General features: G+C 45.9%; 22 protein-coding genes. 7 read left to right on the top strand and 15 right to left on the bottom strand.

What is annotated here, in order from left to right; genetic code table 11:
* Positions 1 to 149 precede the first annotated feature (149 nt).
* The 4 genes from QTP81_RS16520 to QTP81_RS16505 form a co-directional block, all read right to left on the bottom strand.
* Entirely contained in the window at positions 150 to 443 is a 294-nt protein-coding gene (locus QTP81_RS16520; protein ID WP_289367023.1) for a high-potential iron-sulfur protein, read from the bottom strand.
* 195 nt (positions 444 to 638) lie between these two features.
* A complete protein-coding gene (locus QTP81_RS16515) occupies positions 639 to 776 on the bottom strand; it encodes a hypothetical protein (RefSeq protein WP_289367022.1) in 138 nt (45 codons plus the stop codon).
* Positions 773 to 1,435: a flavin reductase family protein gene (locus QTP81_RS16510; RefSeq protein WP_289367019.1), complete on the bottom strand. Its 663-nt coding sequence runs from the start codon at positions 1,433 to 1,435 to the stop codon at positions 773 to 775. Before QTP81_RS16510 ends, QTP81_RS16515 begins: the two co-directional genes overlap by 4 nt.
* The gene (locus QTP81_RS16505) at positions 1,428 to 1,619 is read right to left on the bottom strand and encodes a zinc ribbon domain-containing protein (protein ID WP_289367017.1); all 192 of its coding nucleotides are present in this window, start codon (positions 1,617 to 1,619) and stop codon (positions 1,428 to 1,430) included. Before QTP81_RS16505 ends, QTP81_RS16510 begins: the two co-directional genes overlap by 8 nt.
* A gap of 126 nt (positions 1,620 to 1,745) precedes the next feature.
* Here QTP81_RS16505 and QTP81_RS16500 point away from each other — a divergent pair, with 126 nt between their 5' ends.
* Together QTP81_RS16500 and QTP81_RS16495 are read left to right on the top strand one after the other, a co-directional pair.
* The gene (locus QTP81_RS16500) at positions 1,746 to 2,063 is read left to right on the top strand and encodes an HNH endonuclease (RefSeq protein WP_289367016.1); all 318 of its coding nucleotides are present in this window, start codon (positions 1,746 to 1,748) and stop codon (positions 2,061 to 2,063) included.
* A gap of 65 nt (positions 2,064 to 2,128) precedes the next feature.
* Entirely contained in the window at positions 2,129 to 4,252 is a 2,124-nt protein-coding gene (locus QTP81_RS16495) for an exonuclease domain-containing protein (RefSeq protein WP_289367015.1), read from the top strand.
* Here the strand turns inward: QTP81_RS16495 and QTP81_RS16490 are convergent.
* The 11 genes from QTP81_RS16490 to cutA form a co-directional block, all read right to left on the bottom strand.
* Entirely contained in the window at positions 4,249 to 4,509 is a 261-nt protein-coding gene (locus QTP81_RS16490) for a TIGR03643 family protein (RefSeq protein WP_289367014.1), read from the bottom strand. The genes QTP81_RS16495 and QTP81_RS16490 overlap by 4 nt on opposite strands.
* Positions 4,499 to 4,681: a DUF6435 family protein gene (locus QTP81_RS16485; protein WP_289367012.1), complete on the bottom strand. Its 183-nt coding sequence runs from the start codon at positions 4,679 to 4,681 to the stop codon at positions 4,499 to 4,501. The genes QTP81_RS16490 and QTP81_RS16485 overlap by 11 nt, the downstream gene beginning before the upstream one ends.
* A gap of 63 nt (positions 4,682 to 4,744) precedes the next feature.
* Positions 4,745 to 6,745: a DUF3857 domain-containing transglutaminase family protein gene (locus tag QTP81_RS16480; RefSeq protein WP_289367009.1), complete on the bottom strand. Its 2,001-nt coding sequence runs from the start codon at positions 6,743 to 6,745 to the stop codon at positions 4,745 to 4,747.
* Complete coding sequence (locus tag QTP81_RS16475; RefSeq protein WP_289367007.1) at positions 6,742 to 7,959, bottom strand: hypothetical protein; 1,218 nt, start codon at positions 7,957 to 7,959, stop codon at positions 6,742 to 6,744. Before QTP81_RS16475 ends, QTP81_RS16480 begins: the two co-directional genes overlap by 4 nt.
* A gap of 175 nt (positions 7,960 to 8,134) precedes the next feature.
* Positions 8,135 to 9,124 carry a hypothetical protein gene (locus QTP81_RS16470; RefSeq protein ID WP_289367006.1) on the bottom strand — a complete coding sequence of 330 codons (990 nt, stop codon included), beginning with the start codon at positions 9,122 to 9,124 and terminating at the stop codon, positions 8,135 to 8,137.
* A gap of 121 nt (positions 9,125 to 9,245) precedes the next feature.
* Positions 9,246 to 10,589 carry an acetyl-CoA carboxylase biotin carboxylase subunit gene (gene accC, locus QTP81_RS16465; protein WP_289367004.1) on the bottom strand — a complete coding sequence of 448 codons (1,344 nt, stop codon included), beginning with the start codon at positions 10,587 to 10,589 and terminating at the stop codon, positions 9,246 to 9,248.
* A gap of 14 nt (positions 10,590 to 10,603) precedes the next feature.
* On the bottom strand, positions 10,604 to 11,053 hold the full coding sequence (accB, locus tag QTP81_RS16460) for an acetyl-CoA carboxylase biotin carboxyl carrier protein (protein WP_289367003.1): 450 nt from the start codon (positions 11,051 to 11,053) through the stop codon (positions 10,604 to 10,606).
* A gap of 9 nt (positions 11,054 to 11,062) precedes the next feature.
* Positions 11,063 to 11,503 (bottom strand): type II 3-dehydroquinate dehydratase, encoded by a 441-nt coding sequence (aroQ, locus tag QTP81_RS16455; protein WP_289367002.1) that lies wholly within the window; start codon positions 11,501 to 11,503, stop codon positions 11,063 to 11,065.
* A 176-nt stretch (positions 11,504 to 11,679) separates the two neighbouring features.
* Positions 11,680 to 12,492, bottom strand: a complete 813-nt coding sequence (locus QTP81_RS16450) for a M23 family metallopeptidase (RefSeq protein ID WP_289367000.1) — start codon at positions 12,490 to 12,492, stop codon at positions 11,680 to 11,682.
* Positions 12,493 to 12,630: 138 nt separating this feature from the next.
* The gene (locus tag QTP81_RS16445; protein WP_289366999.1) at positions 12,631 to 14,451 is read right to left on the bottom strand and encodes a protein-disulfide reductase DsbD; all 1,821 of its coding nucleotides are present in this window, start codon (positions 14,449 to 14,451) and stop codon (positions 12,631 to 12,633) included.
* On the bottom strand, positions 14,448 to 14,771 hold the full coding sequence (cutA, locus tag QTP81_RS16440; protein ID WP_289366998.1) for a divalent-cation tolerance protein CutA: 324 nt from the start codon (positions 14,769 to 14,771) through the stop codon (positions 14,448 to 14,450). The genes QTP81_RS16445 and cutA overlap by 4 nt, the downstream gene beginning before the upstream one ends.
* 177 nt (positions 14,772 to 14,948) lie before the next feature.
* Here cutA and QTP81_RS16435 point away from each other — a divergent pair, with 177 nt between their 5' ends.
* The 5 genes from QTP81_RS16435 to QTP81_RS16415 all read left to right on the top strand — a co-directional run bounded on the left by QTP81_RS16435 (position 14,949) and on the right by QTP81_RS16415 (position 18,888).
* Positions 14,949 to 15,455: an FxsA family protein gene (locus tag QTP81_RS16435; RefSeq protein ID WP_289366997.1), complete on the top strand. Its 507-nt coding sequence runs from the start codon at positions 14,949 to 14,951 to the stop codon at positions 15,453 to 15,455.
* Between the two features lie 148 nt (positions 15,456 to 15,603).
* The gene (locus QTP81_RS16430; protein WP_289366995.1) at positions 15,604 to 15,894 is read left to right on the top strand and encodes a co-chaperone GroES; all 291 of its coding nucleotides are present in this window, start codon (positions 15,604 to 15,606) and stop codon (positions 15,892 to 15,894) included.
* A gap of 39 nt (positions 15,895 to 15,933) precedes the next feature.
* Positions 15,934 to 17,580 carry a chaperonin GroEL gene (gene groL / locus QTP81_RS16425; RefSeq protein WP_289366993.1) on the top strand — a complete coding sequence of 549 codons (1,647 nt, stop codon included), beginning with the start codon at positions 15,934 to 15,936 and terminating at the stop codon, positions 17,578 to 17,580.
* Between the two features lie 201 nt (positions 17,581 to 17,781).
* Positions 17,782 to 18,489 carry a hypothetical protein gene (locus QTP81_RS16420; protein WP_289366990.1) on the top strand — a complete coding sequence of 236 codons (708 nt, stop codon included), beginning with the start codon at positions 17,782 to 17,784 and terminating at the stop codon, positions 18,487 to 18,489.
* A gap of 30 nt (positions 18,490 to 18,519) precedes the next feature.
* Positions 18,520 to 18,888, top strand: a complete 369-nt coding sequence (locus QTP81_RS16415; protein WP_289366989.1) for a response regulator — start codon at positions 18,520 to 18,522, stop codon at positions 18,886 to 18,888.
* Positions 18,889 to 18,901: the final 13 nt, after the last annotated feature.

Genomic DNA, 18,901 nt, shown 5'->3' with positions numbered 1-18,901 from the left:
GATGAAGGACAAAACATAGCTATTCTCTCTCGGTGTTAAAACAGGTCGACTATAACGTAAACCACCATAGCTGACAGTGATGGAAATGACAAAATGGCGAGTATATAAGATGAAAATAAAAAAGCCTCCAATCGGAGGCTCTTCGTTGCTTAACCAGGCTTCTTCTGCCAAGCCTTACACCAACCATTTGCAGCCACTAATTTATTCTGGAACAACGGACAAGGGCGCCACTCGGCTCCTTCTTCGCCTTGAATAAACAAGCAATTCGAACACTTCTCCCCTTCAACAGCGCTCTCGTGTACATATTGGAATTGCTGAACTAATGGATCATCGAGACTGATTTGTTCTTGCGCATTTGCGCGCAATGCTACGCCACCTAGCGTTAGCCCAATCAAACTAGAGCCCGAAATTTTCAAAAAATCACGGCGATTGATGTTACTCATGAAAATGCTCCTATAGCGATACTTGTAAACTCTTTCTGTGCGTTTGCAAGTTGTGCAAACACGAATCATTCTTTTTTACGACGCTCTAATAAGACAAAAGCCCGCCAAATGGCGAGCTTCATAATGTATACGATTTTACGAGTAAAAAAGATTACTGCAATACAATCCCATTACCGGATTGATTTACGTCAACCTTTATTCTCGGTTTGGCTCTTGTTCAGAGTCTGCTGATTGACCAGATTTTAAGATACTGATAAGCACGTAAACAATGGCAAAAACAACAACCGTGACTATGCCACATACGATCAATAGCTGATCTAAATTCGGGATCATTCAGTCTCTCCTTCGCTATTGTGTAAATTGATGAGTTCTTGGTCTGGCTTGGCATAACCATAGCGCGCGATGCGCTTGGTAAGGTGATAACTTACCAAACCACTAATAGAGATGCTATCGCACTGTTCGATATCGATATATCCGGTTTTATCGATACTTTTCTCAGGCAAAATAACCTCAACAATTTGGCCAATCACTAGTTCAGTCCGATTGATTGGGATGAATTGAATATCTTGGACTTCTAAGCTCATGCAAATCGTCGATTCCGCCACGTAAGGAGCAGCAACGGCAGTTGATGCTTCAGGCGTCAATCCAACTGCGGCGAACTCACTTTCGTTTTGCGCATAGCGCGCTGACGTTTGATGAGCGGCACGGGTCATGCTCGATGTCACATTATTTAAGGTGTAAACGCCGGTGTCTTTGATGTTTTCCAGCGTATCGCGCTGCACCGTATGCGGGCGCATAATCATACCTAGCAACGGTGGATTGGCGCCTATGTGTACCACCGAACTGACAATCGCCAGGTTTTGCTGACCATCACGCGATTGAGTACCGACCAAGTTGGCACTTTTAAACCCGGATAAACTGTTGATGAATTCTGCGCGATAACGCTGCTCCATGTCGTTGATGTGGCTTGCACTGTAAATGGCTCTATTCATCGTCTCGCTTCGCTATAATCTCAATACCAAAACCATTATCACTGACTAACAATTCAATTGGCTGGCAACATATTTGACAATCCACAATCTGTTGTTGGTTAATGTCGTTGTCGTGATCGATTTCTAAATCGTTGTATGCCATGCAATACGGGCACTCGAATTGCGCCGCTTCACTCAAACTCATAGGGGGCTCTATGTTTTTCAAAATATTCATTACGCAGCGCTCACGCAGATGGATTGCCACAGACTAAAATGATCTTCTCTAGCAACTACACATTAAAAATAGATATTTTGATCTAATCGTTTTGTTATGGCTGAGCATACTGAACAATCGCGCAAGCGGGGCCAATGCCCGTTATGCAAAAGAATGACACGCTTGACGTTTCATCATCTCATCCCGCGGAAAATGCATCGACGTAAATTTTTTCAGAAGCACTACGATAAACAACAGCTACAAAATGGCATTGCAATTTGTCAGTTGTGTCACACTGGGATTCATCGAACCTATGATGAAATGTATTTAGCTAAGCATCGCAATTCGCTCGTGTCTCTGCAAGCAGATGAGCAATTGCAAAATCATTTTCAATGGGTCGCCAAACAAAGAGTCAAACCGCCACTGCTCACCTAGCAGACCTTTACAGGCTGCCATAAACTGTATATAAATACAGCTATAAGTTATTGGAAAATGAGCGCGTGAAACAACTTCCCACTTTCTACTATCTCGACCATTTTCGCGAGTTCCTGCAGTTCGTAGAGGGCCCCAGTGGGCATCTTCTCAATCGCGCACAACGCAATTGGATAAGTCTTTTTGGTCAGTTAGATAAATGGCAACAATGCGTCGTTGCGAGGTGTGCTAATCGCAAGTATCCGTTGATAAAAAAGCAAAGCCTCGAATACGAAGAAATCCCCGATAGCCACACGCATGTAGCGGCATTACTGCAACAGGGCTTTTTGCGTCCGCCGCAAGCCGAGGACGTCATAACGTATATGTGCCAGTTGACTAAACCAGAACTGCTATCGGGTTTGCGCGAATACAGCACAGTTAAAGCCCTCGCTTCACGTCCAAAAGCTGCACTGTTAGCAATGGCTATTGAGCATATTGATACCAGCGCATTCGCGCAAAGTGACGTTATGCAGGCGTATGTCTTCCGCGAGTTTGACCATCACTTGCAGTACTTTTTATTTTTGTTCTTTGGTCATTTGCGCGGCACTTTGAGCCAATTCTCGATGCGCGACCTCGGGGTTATGCGGACGCGACGCGATAGCCAGAACAATCAAGCGCATTTTGAGGATCGGGAAGCCGCCGAATCGGCCTTTTACTACGCCCAACTGCGCAGTCTCGCTAAACATCAAGGTACAATGCTCAACACGCCAGAAAATCTGGCAGATTTGCCCCCCGCACATGGTCATTTGGCCAATCGTTACCGCGACGAATATTTGTATTTATTGGGCAAACACTGCCTAGCAGACGGCCGGGAGTTTGCAATGTCAGCATTGGCAGCGTCAAATGCCGACATAGCGCGAGAGAAATGGCTGCGTGAGCTATACAAAGACGGTGATAAAGAGAGTGTTGAGCAACACCTCCTCGACATTATCAATAATCCTCCTAGCGAGGAACTATTAGTCTTTGCCGAGGATTTTTTGGCGCGTAAATTCCACAAGAAAAAAACCAGTCGAATGACGGATTTGCTCGCGCAAGCTAATAATGTGTTAAACATCGATGAAGTGCACATTAATCGTGTTGAAGCGGGTGTCATGGCGTTTTATCGACGCTCGGAGGGTGTTATTTGCTTTCGGACGGAAAACCATCTCTGGTTAAGCCTATTTGGTTTGGTCTTTTGGGACATTATTTATGACATCGACAGTCAAGCTTTGAGCAACGAGTTTGATATTCGCCCCAAAGTTTTATTGGAAGACCGACTGTATCAAGACCACGGCACGATAATCGAGCAACGCTTGGAAAGCTGGCAAACCCCTCACCAACTACTCCAATTTATCGTTGCCCAATCCACTCAACACTACGGCAAAATCAACACACTGTTTCAATGGCACAGTGACTTGCTCACGCCTATCAAAGGGTTACTTACACACAGTAAACTCGAATCGGTCAAAGCTATACTGCTTGCCATGACACAGAGTTTTAAGGCCCTGCGCGATGGCTTCCCGGACATCATGGTTATCGCCAATGGTCAACTGCGTTTTGAGGAGATAAAGGCGCCGGGCGACTCACTGCGGCGCAATCAACTCGTATCTTTAGACAAGCTCAAGAGTTGTGGCTTCGATGTCCGAATAACCAAAGTGCAGTGGTGCCGGGACCCCATGCAACCCTATGCCGTTGTCGACATCGAAACCACCGGCGGACGCAGCAGCTTTCATCGCATAACCGAGATAGGCATAGTAAAGATGATCAATGGAGAGGCTGTAGCGACTTGGCAAACTCTGATCAATCCGCAGCGCAACATACCAAATAACATAACCGCACTGACGGGAATTGATAATTCGATGGTCGCCGACGCGCCGATTTTTGCCGAGATTGCGGATGATTTACAAGCCTTCACTGAGGGCTGTATTTTCGTCGCACACAACGTCAATTTTGATTACGGCTTTATACGTCAAGAATACGAACGCTTAGACCGCAACTACCGGCGCCCTAAACTGTGTACCTGTGCCGACATGCGCAAGGCTGTACCCGGTTTGCGCTCTTATTCACTGGCGAACTTAACAGCCCATTTTGGGATAGAAATGGATCGCCACCACCGCGCGTTGTCAGACGCTAAAGCGGCCGCTGAACTGCTTAAGATCATTCATCAACATTAACGCTTGCGTACTGGTTTGTATTGCGTGGGACAATAACCGCGACTGACATTTGGATCGCGCAGTTTAGCGTGCTTGGTCGCACGACCGGATACTCTAGCGCGCCAATTATTGAAGGTTTTACGCTTCAATCGCGACCGCATTAATTCAATGACTTGAGGCTCAGCCAAACCGTAAAGTCGCTCGATTGCCTCAAATGGGGTCCGATCTTCCCACGCCATTTCGATAACGCGCGAGATGTCCTCTTCACTACTTTGCACTTTTTACCTGCTCGTACGCCTCAATCGATTTCCATAGCTCTTCCGCCTCAGCGGTCAGCATTGAATAGGTTTTAATATCGCCTTTGCGTTGTGCCAACATCGCCTGTTCAAGCTTGACATCATATTGTTTGCGCAGTTTTTTAGTGGGGTCTGATTTGAATAAACCGAACATGTCTACCTGAGAAAATTACCTGAGATAGACATTAATACGGTTGTTTAAACAGCTTTGATCAATCTAGCGCCGCTTCAGCGCATCGCGCAAGCGCGAGCGCAATTGATTTGCCGAGGGATCTTGTTGTTCTGGATTACTCACCCAAACAGAAAAATACAAAGAATCACGGATTTTATGCAGGTTGGCAATGTGATTCGCCATCGCACTGGTCGGCACGTGATCTTGCTTAATTTCGTATTCGTGTTGAATAGCGATGTGCGTTGGCTCAGCCTCTAGCGTGCGTGCATACCGCGTACTTGCATCCTCAAGTACGTAAGGACTGGTATCGAGTTCCCAATCGATTTCTTCTGGCAAATTAAAGCGAATCGAGTGCCTGGCAACGAAACCGTTGTAAAGCGCTAGCGGCATACTGCGCTCCTTTACATCTGGCAGCGATGCGATACCACCGATGTTTTCACCGAACAAGTTGATGGTTAATTGTTCTTGTGACAAATCAAAGTAGTCTGGGATGTTGTATTCACCGGTAAACGTCAATCGATTGAGCGTGGCATCATCAGTTGATTGCAAACCACTCACGGCTTGCATATTTGGGTAGATTCGCAGATAAAAATTGAGCAAGTCTTTTTCGAAGGCTTTGATTCCGTCACTGGCGATGTAAGCACGCATTTCTTCCGCCTCGGCCCCTTCAAAGTCTACGGTGACTTGCATGTTCACCGGTGCGTCATAAGCAGAAGCCGTTAATACCTCATCCAGCGCCCGAATTTTCAAGTGCTCTTGTGGTGCAACTACATCGCTAAACGCGGTTTCGCCTTGTCTGATCACTAACCCTTTCTGGAAATCCCCTACGCCGCGATTGTCCAAACCCGTTTTTTGGAAATTGCGTGTGCCATCTATCCAATACTCCTGTCCGTCGATATAAAACACCGAAATGACGTGGTCAAACGCACTCGGGCTTGGAACATAATCCATGACCCCTTTGCGCGAATGCATCGATACCAACGCGGTATAGGCATCAATCCCAGCGTGTCTCAGGAGCAATGCGATCATGTAACCTTTGTCTTTACAGTCACCGTAGCGACGCTCAAAGATTAAATCAGGCGTATTGGGTAAATGCGTGTTCTGGCCGAGCAGTAAGCCCACATAGCGAATATCATTCTGGACAAAATCGACAACTTTCTCTGCGTATTCCATTTGCGAGTCGGATTCAGCTAACCATTGCTGCGCCATGGCTTTAAAGTCGCTGGAGAGCTCAACGTCGTAGTCGAACAACGTTTGCGCCCATGCAGACACCTCACCCCAGTTATCATATTCAGTAAACTCAATATAACCGTAGGGGTTATACCAATTAGGATACTCCCCCTCATCGATAACCGCTGCAACATTGTCTTGCTGCCAGCGGTAGGCATACAGACCATCAGTCTGCTCTACCGTTACCTCTCCAGGACTATTGGTGATGGCATGATTAAAGGGGCGGTCGCTAAACACTTTCACCGCCCCCCGTGCAAAGGGGATCATCCATGTCGTGGTAAAGTTGGTGAAACGCTTATCGCCGTAAATGGTATTCGTCCCCTCGACTGAATAGGCATACTCGACTTGGTCGCCGACACGCGCATCAGGAATTAATATCAGCGCCATCACTTCACCGGTAATGATCCCCATATTCAATTCGCTTTCTTGCTGAACAAGACGAATATTGACCTTGTCCATAACGTCCAGGCGTTCGCCGTCTCGAATAATATGCACCTTATGGATAAACAACTGCTGGAAATCTGGCACAAAATACAAACTCAGGCGCGCCGCGTCACTAAGTGCTTGTTCGCTGCGTATGGTTTGCACTGTCCTGCGATAGTAGCGGTGCTGCTCACCGACTAAATACATTTGTGAACTAAACAGCTCAATCGTCAATGCCAAACTGTCATCTGGCGTTTCAGTGGGAACAGATACTGGCTCAACCCATTCTGGGGTTGGCTCCAAGGTATATTCAAACCCCCCTGAAGCAATGGTTTCTGCGTGTACGTGCAGTACAGTGAACAAGCAAGAAACTAGGGTAATCAAACGCTTCATATAACAACTCCTTGTTCTGCAACCAGCAATATATCTTCTAAACGCTGCTTCATCGCATTGTTATCACTAGGATACTGATCCAGCCAGCGACGAATACCATCAGCCAATGCATTGCGGCTATCACTGGGTAGTTGTGACAACCACTGACGATGCATATCGCTCAATGCCTGATGCGCTACCATGACGCGTAGCCAAAAATCAACGCTGTTTTCGACACCGTGATACTCATTATGTCGGGCAAACATGTCGTTCATCATCGCAAGCTCATCGGGGTTGTTCTCGAGTAAGATCAAGCCCAAAAAGATTTCGGCGTCTGTGACGCCTGCTTGACTATATTCGATTAACCGGTCAGCCAAAATATCAAACTCGTCCATGTTGCCCAAATTGAAATGCGCGTGAGCGGCTAAATAAACCAAAACAGGTGAGATATCATCCGTATTGTCAACTTTATCGACGACTGCTTGATAATCACCGCGATAGAGCCAATCGCGCAGCTGATAGAGCACCCCAGAGTACTCGCCAGAGCGAAGCAGCTCCATTCTCAATAAACTGGCCCGTAACCGATCGTTGTAATGATAACCCGTAATCGAATACATATTCGTGCCAAACGCCTTGGCGATGTCTGAATAGAAAAACGTATAACCACCGTTTACCGTGTCAACCGCGTGATTGAGGAAATAATTTTTATTCTTTGTTGCAACTAGCTCAACGTCAAACACTTCGATATCAGCCCATTGCAACATATATTGTGCTTCATACAGCTCGCGCGTGCCAATTGAAGTCGCTTTTGTGCCTCCAGTACCATTGGCTAATAGTAACTCTGTAATATGCGCAATCGCCATTTCTGATTCAGCGACCAAAGCCTCGCTACCAATAATGGTACCGCAGCCTCGATTCATCGAATGCGCGGCTATACTGGTTGGGTGTAAAGCCAGTGCTTTTGCGACGACAGCGAGCATCTCACTACTGCAATATTGTTCTTCGGGAAACTGATCAACACTATTGATCAACTGTACATAGGCCATTTTCACTTCATCATATGGCGCTTGATGATATGCATTCATTTGCGTCAAATACGTTTGTTGCTGGACATCAATAACGGGGGTATCAACGGGTAAAAATAGTGTCTTGGGTGTAAACACTTGTGGCTCAGTGACTTGGCAGCCAGTCAATATTAGTAAGAGGTTGCAAAGAGCAAGCAGTTTCAATTTCATAGTGCAGCAAACGTCCTGTTTGGGAAACGAGCAAATAAACGACTAACAGACTACGTTTTTTTCACATAAATGAAAAATATTTTCGATCTGTTTTATGGCTTGCAGCGTAACTTATTATGCACTGTTGAAGTGTGTACGCGTTCTTGCTGTTTGGCCCACTTTATGTGGGCCTTTTTTATAATTTCCAAGAAAGTCCCGCTAATACTCTTGAGCGACTATCAACGTGGTCAAAACGCACAAACCAACTACCTCGTAGCGTATCAATATCTGCACTGAACTTCGCCGAAAAGCCATTGCCGACATCGATGAAATCTTCTGTTAGTTCTGCGCGTAGGCCAAAGTCATTACTGACGTAAGAATAATAACTAAAGTATTCAATCGGCTGCTGCCAAAACACTAATTCCCCCTCTACACCTAACACCACTTTTGACTGTGAGTTGGCGACTTGTTTGACCCATTCTGTAAACACCAAATGATTGTCATTAATTTGATAGCGGTATTCAGTTCGAATAAAGTTAGCATCAGTCATACGCTCCAAACTAAACTCAAAGCTGTTGCGCTGGCTCATTCTGGCAGAGTATTCCAGCTCTACATAGTCGATTTTGTCAGGAGCATCGAGTGCGCGAGCAGGGTTCAGGTTATCGAGTTGGCCCACAACGATTTCAAACTGGCTGTCATTATCGAATTGTCTGACATGACGAATGCCACTGATCCATCCATCTTTGGATAATCCTGATGAAGAGACTCGCCCCTTGTAGGTCGGGATTACGCCAAACTCGGTTTTGCCATAATCCCCCGAATGACGCAAATACGCTCGGCGTAAGTAAAAAAAATCAACGTCTCCATCATCGACAGTGTTGTGACTAGAAGCGAAGTCATCGCCAGTTGCAGCAAAAGCATGCACACTGTATGCATCATCAAAGGAATATTGCGGGTAAAATCGCACCCGGTATTGATATCGAATATCTCGCCCGGAGCGGTCATCAGCGCGAGTTTGTACATCGATTTTTTGTTGATAATCTGCGCTAACTGAAGGCGCCATCAAGGCTGCCAAGGCTGCAAACAGCAGTCCTGCAATCGCTCGCTTGCAATTTTTTGACTGACCGTTGGCACGCCAGCCAATGAAGTTGTTTAAAGCTGTAATAATTGTTGAATTTATGACCATATCCTTATGTAACACCTTGTAAAAAGGCTAGTCCACCCGCCGTTAAATGTCTATGCGATCAAAAAAGGCTAATTCAATAACTGAACTAGCCTTTTTACTGTCAATACTGATGTTCAGGCGTTTACGCCAAACCCAGTTTTTTCTCCAAATAGTGAATGTTAGTACCACCGTTGAAGAAGTTTTCATCTGCCATGATACGTCTTTGCAAAGGTATATTGGTTTTAATCCCTTCAATCACTAATTCATCGAGTGCGTGTCGCATACGCGCGATCGCTTCGTCACGACTTTCACCGTAAGTGATCAATTTACCAATCATCGAGTCATAGAACGGTGGCACAATGTATCCTGCATAAATATGAGAATCCCAACGAACGCCCAAGCCTCCTGGCGAGTGGAACATATCAATTTTGCCCGGGCTTGGAATAAAGGTGTCTGGATCCTCTGCGTTGATTCGGCACTCAATCGCATGACCGCGAACTTTGATTTGTGACTGATCGATAGACAGTGGCTGGCCAGCGGCAATTCGCAATTGCTCCTTGATCAAATCAACACCTGTGATCATCTCAGACACCGGGTGCTCTACTTGAATACGGGTATTCATTTCGATGAAGTAAAATTCACCGTTTTCATACAAGAACTCAAAGGTACCCGCGCCGCGATAGCCAATCTCGATACATGCCTTACGACAACGATCACCGATTTTATTGCGCATTTGTTCAGAAATTCCCGGTGCTGGGGCTTCCTCAACAACCTTTTGGTGACGTCGTTGCATGGAACAGTCACGCTCAGCAAGATGCACTGCATTACCTTGACCATCAGCCAAGACTTGAATCTCAACATGGCGAGGGTTCTCAAGGAATTTCTCCATGTAGACCATGCTATTACCAAAAGCAGCGCCTGCTTCAGCTTGGGTTGTAGCTATTGCGTTGATCAATTCGCCTTCGCTGCGTACCACTCGCATACCACGACCGCCACCGCCGCCAGCTGCCTTAACGATAATTGGATACCCAATGCGCTTCGCAATACTTTTGTTGCGCTCTTCGTCGTCATTTAGTGGACCATCGGAACCAGGCACACAAGGCACACCCGCTTTTTTCATCGCATTGATGGCGGACACTTTATCCCCCATCAAATTGATAGTATCAGCGGTCGGACCAATGAAAATAAACCCAGAGCGCTCAACAGCCTCAGCAAACTCGGCATTTTCCGCTAAGAATCCGTATCCAGGGTGGATAGCTATGGAATTAGTGACTTCCGCCGCGGCGATTATCGCCGGTATATGTAAATAACTTTCTGTGGCTGACGGTTTGCCTATACAAATTGATTCGTCGGCCAACAGCACGTGCTTAAGATTTTGATCAGCGGTCGAGTGAACGGCAACTGTCTTGATCCCAAGTTCCTTGCACGCGCGCAAGATCCGCAATGCGATCTCACCACGATTGGCAATTAATACTTTATCAAGCATGACAGTAAACTCGTTTATTCGATAATGAACATAGGCTGATCAAACTCAACCGCGTCTTGATTCTCAACTAAAATTTCACGAACCACGCCTGCCTTATCGGCTTCAATTTGGTTCATCATTTTCATGGCTTCGACAATACACAAGGTATCGCCGACATTGACGTTTTGACCGACTTCAACAAAAGGCTTAGCTTCTGGAGAAGATGCGCGGTAGAACGTACCGACCATAGGTGACTTAACTACGTGACCCGTTATAGCTGGTGCTGCAGGCGCAGCTTCTGCCGCTGGAGCTGCTGGTGCTGGCGCTGGTGCCGGAGCTGGCGCAGCATAATGCACTTGTGGTGCTGCTGCTTGGCTAGAGCCGCGGTGAATACGTACAGATTCTTCGCCCTCTGTGATCTCAAGTTCAGCAATACCTGACTCTTCGACCAACTCGATAAGCTTTTTGATTTTTCTAATGTCCATGTTCTGTCTCTATTCTTTCGATGTTAAGTGTTTATAAAGGGTGTCTAGTGCAAAGGAATACCCTTGCGCGCCACAACCACAGATGACGCCAAGGGCGACGTCTGAAAAGTAAGAATGCTGTCTAAAGGGCTCGCGAGCGTGAACATTCGATAGGTGAACTTCAACAAAAGGTACACCGATGCTTAAAATTGCATCTCGCAACGCCACACTGGTATGAGTAAAAGCTGCCGGATTAATAATAATACCATCGACATTGCCAAAAACGGCGTGAACCGCATCAATTAGCGCCGATTCAGAATTACTCTGAATGTGCGATAAGTTGATATCTCTGTCCTTAGCAGTAGCAGTTAACTGCGCAACAATGTCATCTAGCGATTGTGAACCATATATCTCAGGCTCTCGCTTACCCAACATATTCAAGTTTGGGCCATTTAATAGCAATATTTTCAAAACTTAGTAGCCAATTGTAACGAACGTGCTTTTTAAACTAACATTTTTTTGTGGCTATGGATAATTACTCAGGCAACAGTATAAAAATCCATCAAGCCTACTGATATGGGCAAAATTATAGTCAATTTGCAGAAGATAACAGCAAAATACTGGTCTAATGAGGCTGTGATAGACATCTAGTCGGCACTTGGGGCCTCTGTAACTGTATCTGCTGGTGTAAACTCGAAGGGTAATGACTGGAATTTACCGTCTGGCATTGCTTGGTATACCGCGAAATGCAAATGGGGTAGTGATGAAAAGCCGGTGTTTCCAGAGTAACCAATCAGCTCACCTGATTCGACTTGCTGACCCCGTTTTACTGTTACTCCACCTTGCTGCAGATGGTAGTACTCCCCCGTCGTACCATCATCATGCAGAATGACAATATAGTTGGCATAACGGGCGTAGCGACGTGACGCTCCACCGTTGTTAAAGCGTGCTTCGCTATCGATAACCACACCCGAACGCGCCGCTAATACTGGCGTACCCTCTGGCACAGCAAAATCTACTGCATATCGCGAAGCACCGTAATGACTGAAAGCACCATTAAAGCCCTGTACTAACCAGCGCTTTTGCTCGGCTTTAAACGGATAGTGATAAATTGCTTGCGGGTCGTGCTTTGCACCCAGTACGCCGCCCACCCAACGTGCAGAATAGCTAAAATAGCGCCCAACTCGCTTATGCGCAGTATCGAATTCGAATAAAGTAGCCTTCTGATATCCATCGAGATTTAGCGTTTCGGCAAAATTGTGGGTCTTTCCTGAGATATCGCGCCACTCTCCAGTGACGGTTACGACTACAGGAAAATCTGTAATATTCGCCACTGTCGCAGCGCCGTGCTGACGGTTCAATTCGACACAAAACCACTCATCGTAACAGTCGGCTGCGCTAGCAAGCGCGCTTACAACTAGCAGCAAACTGGCCCATATAGATTTGTGTAAAAGTGGCATCGCAATCCTCCTGTAGAGTGATTGTAGGATGTCTTTTCAATCGAAAGGTGCGGAATGGCTGTTTTGCCGCTTTTGTGCGACAAAACATGTAAAAATCGACAACCTACGCAGTGTTAACGTAGGTCATCGCTGATTTGATCAGGTTTTCGGCAGCGCGCGGCGAACGTGCTCAGCAAATGGCTCGGCCCGCATGAAGCCAGTTACCCGCGCTGATTTTAGTTCTTCGCCTTGCGCATTGAAGAACAAAATGGTTGGCAACCCTAATACGGAAAATGCCTCCTGAAACTCAATACTGGTTGGGGTGTTTTCAGTAAGGTCAATTTGCATCCACACTGTGTTGCTAAGCGCATCAACTACCGCCGGGTCTGGAAAGGTGTATTTCTCAAACTCTTTACAAGCGACACACCAATCTGCGTACAAGTCGACCATGACACTCATACCATCCGCATTAGCTTTGGCCAGTTTTGACTCAAAGTCAGCCAAGTCGCGAACGACGACAAACTCCGGATGCCCGTAACTTTGCGAAGCGACAGGTGATGAACCAGCAGTGTAACCTGCTTGTGGGGTAATCGCGTTGTAACCATACAAGGCTGAAGCAAAAAGACCAGCAAAGATAACGAAGCTACGCACACCTTTAAAGAAGGTCACTGTGGTGTTTTGATTCATCACATAAAAATACGTGAAAGTAGTAAAACCAAGTACCGCATACATAACGTCTGTCCAGAATGAAATCCACAGACGCTCAACGAATAATATCGCTACGGCCACCATCATAAAACCGAAGGTAACTTTGACAACATTCATCCAGTTACCCGCTTTAGGCAATAGCTTACCACCTGTCATACCAAATAAAATAAGCGGGATCCCCATACCAATACTCAAGGCATACAAGGATACGAAGCCCAAGAAGAGATCGCCGCTTTGCGCGATAAATAGCAATATCCCAGTTAATGGCGCAGTAGTACAAGGTGACGCAACTAAGCCCGAAATCATCCCCATTACAAAGACACCGACTAGGCTACCGCCTTTTTGCTCGTTACTTAGGCCATTGAGTTTTTCTTGCCACTTGCTCGGTAATTGCAGCTCGTATGCCCCGAACATCACCAATGCTAATAACAAGAAGATAATGATTAGCGCGACTAAAATAGCAGGATGTTGCAATGCTGCTTGGAATTTCACCCCAGCAGAGGCCACGATCAACCCTAGAATGGAGTACGTGATCGCCATACCTTGAACGTATACAAACGACAGTGTGAAAGCGCGAGACGTTTTAATTTGTTTACCTTGACCAATAACGATACCCGATAAAATTGGGTACATTGGAAAAACACATGGCGTAAACGCTAAGCCAATACCCAAGGCGAGAAACAACAACAGCGTCAGCATCAAACCTTCATCAGATGATAATCGGTCAGCAAGACCAAATTGTTGCGAAACGACCGCATCACCAGTCTGCGCGGATTGTTTGTTAGATTCTAAACCACTTGAAGCGCTATCGCCGACTTGGTCTAGATAAATCACGCGAGTGGTAGGCGGATAGCACAATCCCGCGTCAGCACAGCCCTGATAACGCAGCTTTACTGAACCATCTTGCTTGGATTGCAAAATAGGAAAAATGATATCAAGTTGCTCGTAATAAACCTCAGAGACACCGAAAAACTCGTCTTCGATTTCTACTCCTGCGGGTAATACAGGGTCCCCCAGTGTAGCGTCTTTGGTGACTGTTTTAATTTGCTTTTTATATAAGTAGTAACCGTCGGCAATCGCGAAATTAACCACCAACTTATCACCCCGTTGTACAAAATCGAATTGAAAAGCCTGCTCTTCCGGCAAAAACTCAGGGGTATCGGCAAACAAATCCGCTAACGGGTCAATGGCGTCTTGGCCTTGAGCGCCACACGCCCATGGAAAGGCTAAAACTAACGCCATAATAAGGAGTACTACATTTTTATATTTCATTTCAGGTTATTTTTCATCCAGTCTATATAGGGTTCGCTGGCACCAGCGTTAATAACAACCCATTCCGGCACATCGTAAGGATGCATACTTAACATCAATTCATATGCTTCATCAACGTGACTCGCCGCAGTTTTGATCACTAACTGGCATTCAATATCTTCAACCACGTTGTCATCCCATCGATACACTGATGTCACATCTTCAATGATGTTGACACATACAGCACAGCCGTCGTTGATGAGCGCTTTTGCAAGTGTCACGGCATTGCGTTTATGCGTGACGGTACAAAGTACAATAGCAATGGGTTGTTCTAGTTCCATGAGATTGACCTACTAACAGACAAAAGAATTTCATACTGTCGAAGGTTAGCAAGTGATTTTTCGTGACACTATGCGCAAATCCATACTAAGGTCTAGCTATTATTACGCAATGACAGTGGTTGATTTGTCAGAATCGCCCCATACTTCATAACAAACACCAAAATTCAGGACTACTTGTTGGGAATCTTATTTCTTCTCTTTGCTGTAATGCCGATTGTCGAAATTGCACTGCTGATTCAAGTCGGGGGCGTTATCGGTGGTTGGAATACAGTTGCTATTGTTATCGTAACCGCCTTTATCGGTGCCTATCTGGTTAGACGCGAAGGCTTGTCGACGCTGCAAGCAGCGCAACAAAAAATGAATCAAGGCCAAATGCCTGGCGAAGAACTCGCGCAGGGTCTGTTGTTACTGGTCGCCGGAGTATTGCTAGTGACCCCGGGATTTGTGACAGACTTTATCGGCCTTTTGTTTACTGTGCCGGTGACTCGAAAGTTGATCGGCAAAGCTTTGTTAGTCAAGCTGTTGCAAAGTAAGCATGCTACGGTGCAGTTTTCTCACACACAGCAGTTTCATCAACATTATCAAGCTCGCAATAAAGCTGACGACGGAGACATTATTGAAGGTGAGTATCACGCCCATGATGAACAAAATAAGCCTCAACTCCCCAACGAAGATAAGCATTAGCTAGATTTTTCGACTTTTTTTGCAAAATACCCTTGAGATTGGCAAGGGCATACCCATTTAACCCCGCAGAATAAATTTTTAAGTCATCAGGCCACTGCTTGATGACGGACACACACTAAGTAATTTGGAATTTTCAGGAGATTTGAAAATGGCAATTCGTCCTTTACATGACCGCGTAATCGTTCAACGCGACGACCAAGAAAGTAAGTCTGCGGGCGGTATCGTTTTAACTGGCTCTGCTGCAGAAAAATCAACCCGTGGCAAAATTATCGCTGTAGGTAATGGCCGCGTGCTAGAGAATGGCGATGTTAAGCCTCTTGACGTTAAGGTTGGCGATACCGTTATTTTCAATGACGGTTATGGCGTAAAAACTGAAAAATTAGACGGTGAGGAAGTTCTCATCATGAGCGAAAGCGACATTCTTGCGATCGTAGAATAAGACGTTTAAACCAATTTAAAGTATTAGAGGAAAATTAAAATGGCAGCTAAAGAAGTCCGTTTTGGTGATGACGCCCGCGTAAAAATGTTAGCCGGCGTAAACATTCTAGCCAACGCAGTTAAAGTGACTCTAGGTCCAAAAGGCCGTAACGTTGTTTTAGACAAATCATTCGGCGCACCAACTATCACTAAAGATGGTGTATCAGTCGCGAAAGAAATCGAGCTAGAAGACAAGTTCGAAAACATGGGCGCACAAATGGTTAAAGAAGTTGCGTCTAAGGCCAATGATGAAGCGGGTGACGGTACAACAACTGCTACTGTACTTGCGCAAGCAATCGTAACAGAAGGTCTTAAGTCTGTTGCGGCTGGCATGAACCCAATGGATCTTAAGCGCGGCATCGACAAAGCTGTTGCGGCAGCAGTTGAGCAGCTAAAAGCGAACTCAGTACCTTGTGCCGATACAAAAGCTATCGCTCAAGTAGGTACTATCTCGGCCAACTCGGATTCTGAAGTTGGTGAGATCATCGCAGAAGCGATGGAAAAGGTGGGTAAAGAAGGTGTTATCACCGTTGAGGAAGGTCAAGCACTACAAAACGAATTAGACGTTGTAGAAGGTATGCAGTTTGACCGTGGTTACCTATCTCCGTACTTCATCAACAATCAAGAAAATGGCACTGTTGAACTCGACAGCCCTTACATCTTGCTAGTTGACAAGAAAGTATCAAACATCCGCGAATTGCTACCAACTCTAGAAGCAGTTGCTAAGTCATCTAAGCCATTGATGATCATCGCTGAAGACGTTGAAGGTGAAGCACTAGCAACACTAGTTGTTAACAACATGCGCGGCATCGTTAAAGTTGCTGCTGTTAAAGCGCCTGGTTTCGGCGACCGTCGTAAAGCGATGCTTCAAGACATCGCAGTATTAACTGGCGGCACAGTTATCTCTGAAGAGATTGGCCTAGAGCTTGAAAAAGTTCAACTTGAAGACCTTGGTACTGCTAAGCGCGTTGTTATTAGTAAAGACAACACAACGGTGGTTGACGGTGCTGGTGAAGAAGAAGCGATTCAAGGTCGTTGTGCACAGATTCGCGCACAGATCGAAGAATCAACGTCTGACTACGACAAAGAAAAGCTTCAAGAACGTCTTGCTAAACTAGCTGGCGGAGTAGCAGTAATCAAAGTGGGTGCGGCTACCGAAGTTGAAATGAAAGAGAAAAAAGCGCGTGTTGAAGATGCATTGCATGCTACGCGTGCCGCGGTTGAAGAAGGCGTCGTAGCCGGTGGTGGTGTAGCGCTTGTGCGCGCAGCAGCAACCATTACTGACTTGCAAGGCGACAACGAAGATCAAACGCACGGTATCAAACTTGCGCTTCGCGCAATGGAAGCTCCACTGCGTCAAATCGCATCAAATGCAGGCGCGGAAGCATCAGTTGTTACTAACAGTGTGAAGAACGGTGAAGGCAATTTCGGTTACAACGCCGGCAATGACACATACGGAGACATGATTGAGATGGGTATTCTTGACCCAACTAAAGTAACTCGCTCCGCACTGCAGTTCGCAGCGTCAATCGCGAGCTTGATGATCACAACTGAAGCAATGGTTACTGATGCACCTCAAGACGATGCGCCGGCTATGCCTGACATGGGCGGCATGGGCGGTATGGGTGGCATGGGCGGCATGATGTAAGCCGACCGCTAACCCAGCAGTCAAATAAGCCGCGGGCCCCTAAACCCGCGGTTTTTTTATGCCTGCTTTAAACGACCAGTTCTGTCATTAACCAGGTTATCTAGGATTGGAAATAAACTGTTGTTTTGTGTAATGAAATTCATCTTCTTTCGAGATTTTGGTATATGCTTAATCTAAAGTTTGTAAAACATATCTGTTGGAATGGCAAAATCACTTACGCTACTGATCACTATTTGTATCGCCATAGTTGTCGGCGCTTACTTTTCGCCGCTTCTGGGCGTGCTTAGCGGGATTATTTTTAGTGTATTGTTATTAGCGCTGCAAAACCGTAAAGCACTTGCCAATGACAATCTCTTTGAGCTATCCACCGACGCAGCTGATGCTACGGCAGCAATCATCACTCAATCAATAGCCATAAATCGTGAGTGCGTTAGCGATCTAAACCATGTACTCACCACTCAAAATGAAGCCATTGCATTGCTTTCTAATCATTTTGTGCAGCTACAGTCGGTGATCGACACACAATCTAAATTGCTCAGTGCGATAATCGCCCCTAGTAGCCAAGCGTCTGCGGAAGAGCGTGAAAACATTGTGCAAAAAGCTCTGCAACACATGCAAAGTTTGCATTCACACCCATTGATACAAATTACAGACAATCAAATCAAAGTGAATATTGCTGATGCAGTGCGCAGTTTGCAGTTTGGCGATATCAATGGCCAGAGTTTAAGTTTTACCATCGAAACCTTAAGCACTTATAACAATTTACTCAGTGGTTTGCTGGAGCAACACAAAACGCTCAACATTAGCGATGTTCAGCCGCAACTAACAGCACTTCAAGCGCTGCGCGAAAACAAAAAAAACCCGGTTACTAGTCAAACAACAGCGGCTGGTGAGGTAGAATTATTCTAACCCAGAAAGGTAAAATCGAACGAGAGAGCTATGCCAAATAAGATACTTATTGTTGACGACTCACCATCCATTCGCCAAATGGTTGAAGCCACTCTAGCTAGTGGAGGTTACGACGTGGCCAGCGCTGAAGATGGTCAAGAAGCGCTCGAGAAATGTCAAACAAACCAATATGATTTTGTTTTAACTGATCAAAATATGCCGCGTATGGATGGCCTCTCGCTTATTCGCGCCCTGCGCCAAATGGATAACTACAAGCGCACGCCAATTGTAGTGCTGACGACCGAAGCCAGTGACGAAATGAAAATGCAAGGACGGGCGGCTGGAGCTACTGGCTGGATGGTCAAGCCATTCGATCCGAGTAAGCTGCTGGTAATATCCGCGAAAGTACTCAATTCTTAATCAAGGCAGTAGT

It is taken from the genome of Neoalteromonas arenosi, assembly GCF_030362855.1.
GTDB lineage: Bacteria > Pseudomonadota > Gammaproteobacteria > Enterobacterales > Alteromonadaceae > Alteromonas_E > Alteromonas_E arenosi.
This window is presented reverse-complemented; position numbering and strand designations above follow the sequence as displayed.

Coding starts and splice junctions, on each gene's coding strand:
- QTP81_RS16445 (WP_289366999.1), bottom strand. CDS start 14,451: ATGAAATATAAAAATGTAGTACTCCTTATTATGGCGTTAGTTTTAGCC.
- QTP81_RS16485 (WP_289367012.1), bottom strand. CDS start 4,681: ATGTTCGGTTTATTCAAATCAGACCCCACTAAAAAACTGCGCAAACAA.
- QTP81_RS16415 (WP_289366989.1), top strand. CDS start 18,520: ATGCCAAATAAGATACTTATTGTTGACGACTCACCATCCATTCGCCAA.
- groL (WP_289366993.1), top strand. CDS start 15,934: ATGGCAGCTAAAGAAGTCCGTTTTGGTGATGACGCCCGCGTAAAAATG.
- QTP81_RS16430 (WP_289366995.1), top strand. CDS start 15,604: ATGGCAATTCGTCCTTTACATGACCGCGTAATCGTTCAACGCGACGAC.
- QTP81_RS16515 (WP_289367022.1), bottom strand. CDS start 776: ATGATCCCGAATTTAGATCAGCTATTGATCGTATGTGGCATAGTCACG.
- QTP81_RS16500 (WP_289367016.1), top strand. CDS start 1,746: ATGGCTGAGCATACTGAACAATCGCGCAAGCGGGGCCAATGCCCGTTA.
- QTP81_RS16420 (WP_289366990.1), top strand. CDS start 17,782: ATGGCAAAATCACTTACGCTACTGATCACTATTTGTATCGCCATAGTT.
- QTP81_RS16510 (WP_289367019.1), bottom strand. CDS start 1,435: ATGAATAGAGCCATTTACAGTGCAAGCCACATCAACGACATGGAGCAG.
- cutA (WP_289366998.1), bottom strand. CDS start 14,771: ATGGAACTAGAACAACCCATTGCTATTGTACTTTGTACCGTCACGCAT.
- QTP81_RS16475 (WP_289367007.1), bottom strand. CDS start 7,959: ATGAAATTGAAACTGCTTGCTCTTTGCAACCTCTTACTAATATTGACT.
- QTP81_RS16520 (WP_289367023.1), bottom strand. CDS start 443: ATGAGTAACATCAATCGCCGTGATTTTTTGAAAATTTCGGGCTCTAGT.
- accB (WP_289367003.1), bottom strand. CDS start 11,053: ATGGACATTAGAAAAATCAAAAAGCTTATCGAGTTGGTCGAAGAGTCA.
- accC (WP_289367004.1), bottom strand. CDS start 10,589: ATGCTTGATAAAGTATTAATTGCCAATCGTGGTGAGATCGCATTGCGG.
- QTP81_RS16505 (WP_289367017.1), bottom strand. CDS start 1,619: ATGAGTTTGAGTGAAGCGGCGCAATTCGAGTGCCCGTATTGCATGGCA.
- QTP81_RS16480 (WP_289367009.1), bottom strand. CDS start 6,745: ATGAAGCGTTTGATTACCCTAGTTTCTTGCTTGTTCACTGTACTGCAC.
- QTP81_RS16450 (WP_289367000.1), bottom strand. CDS start 12,492: ATGCCACTTTTACACAAATCTATATGGGCCAGTTTGCTGCTAGTTGTA.
- QTP81_RS16470 (WP_289367006.1), bottom strand. CDS start 9,124: ATGGTCATAAATTCAACAATTATTACAGCTTTAAACAACTTCATTGGC.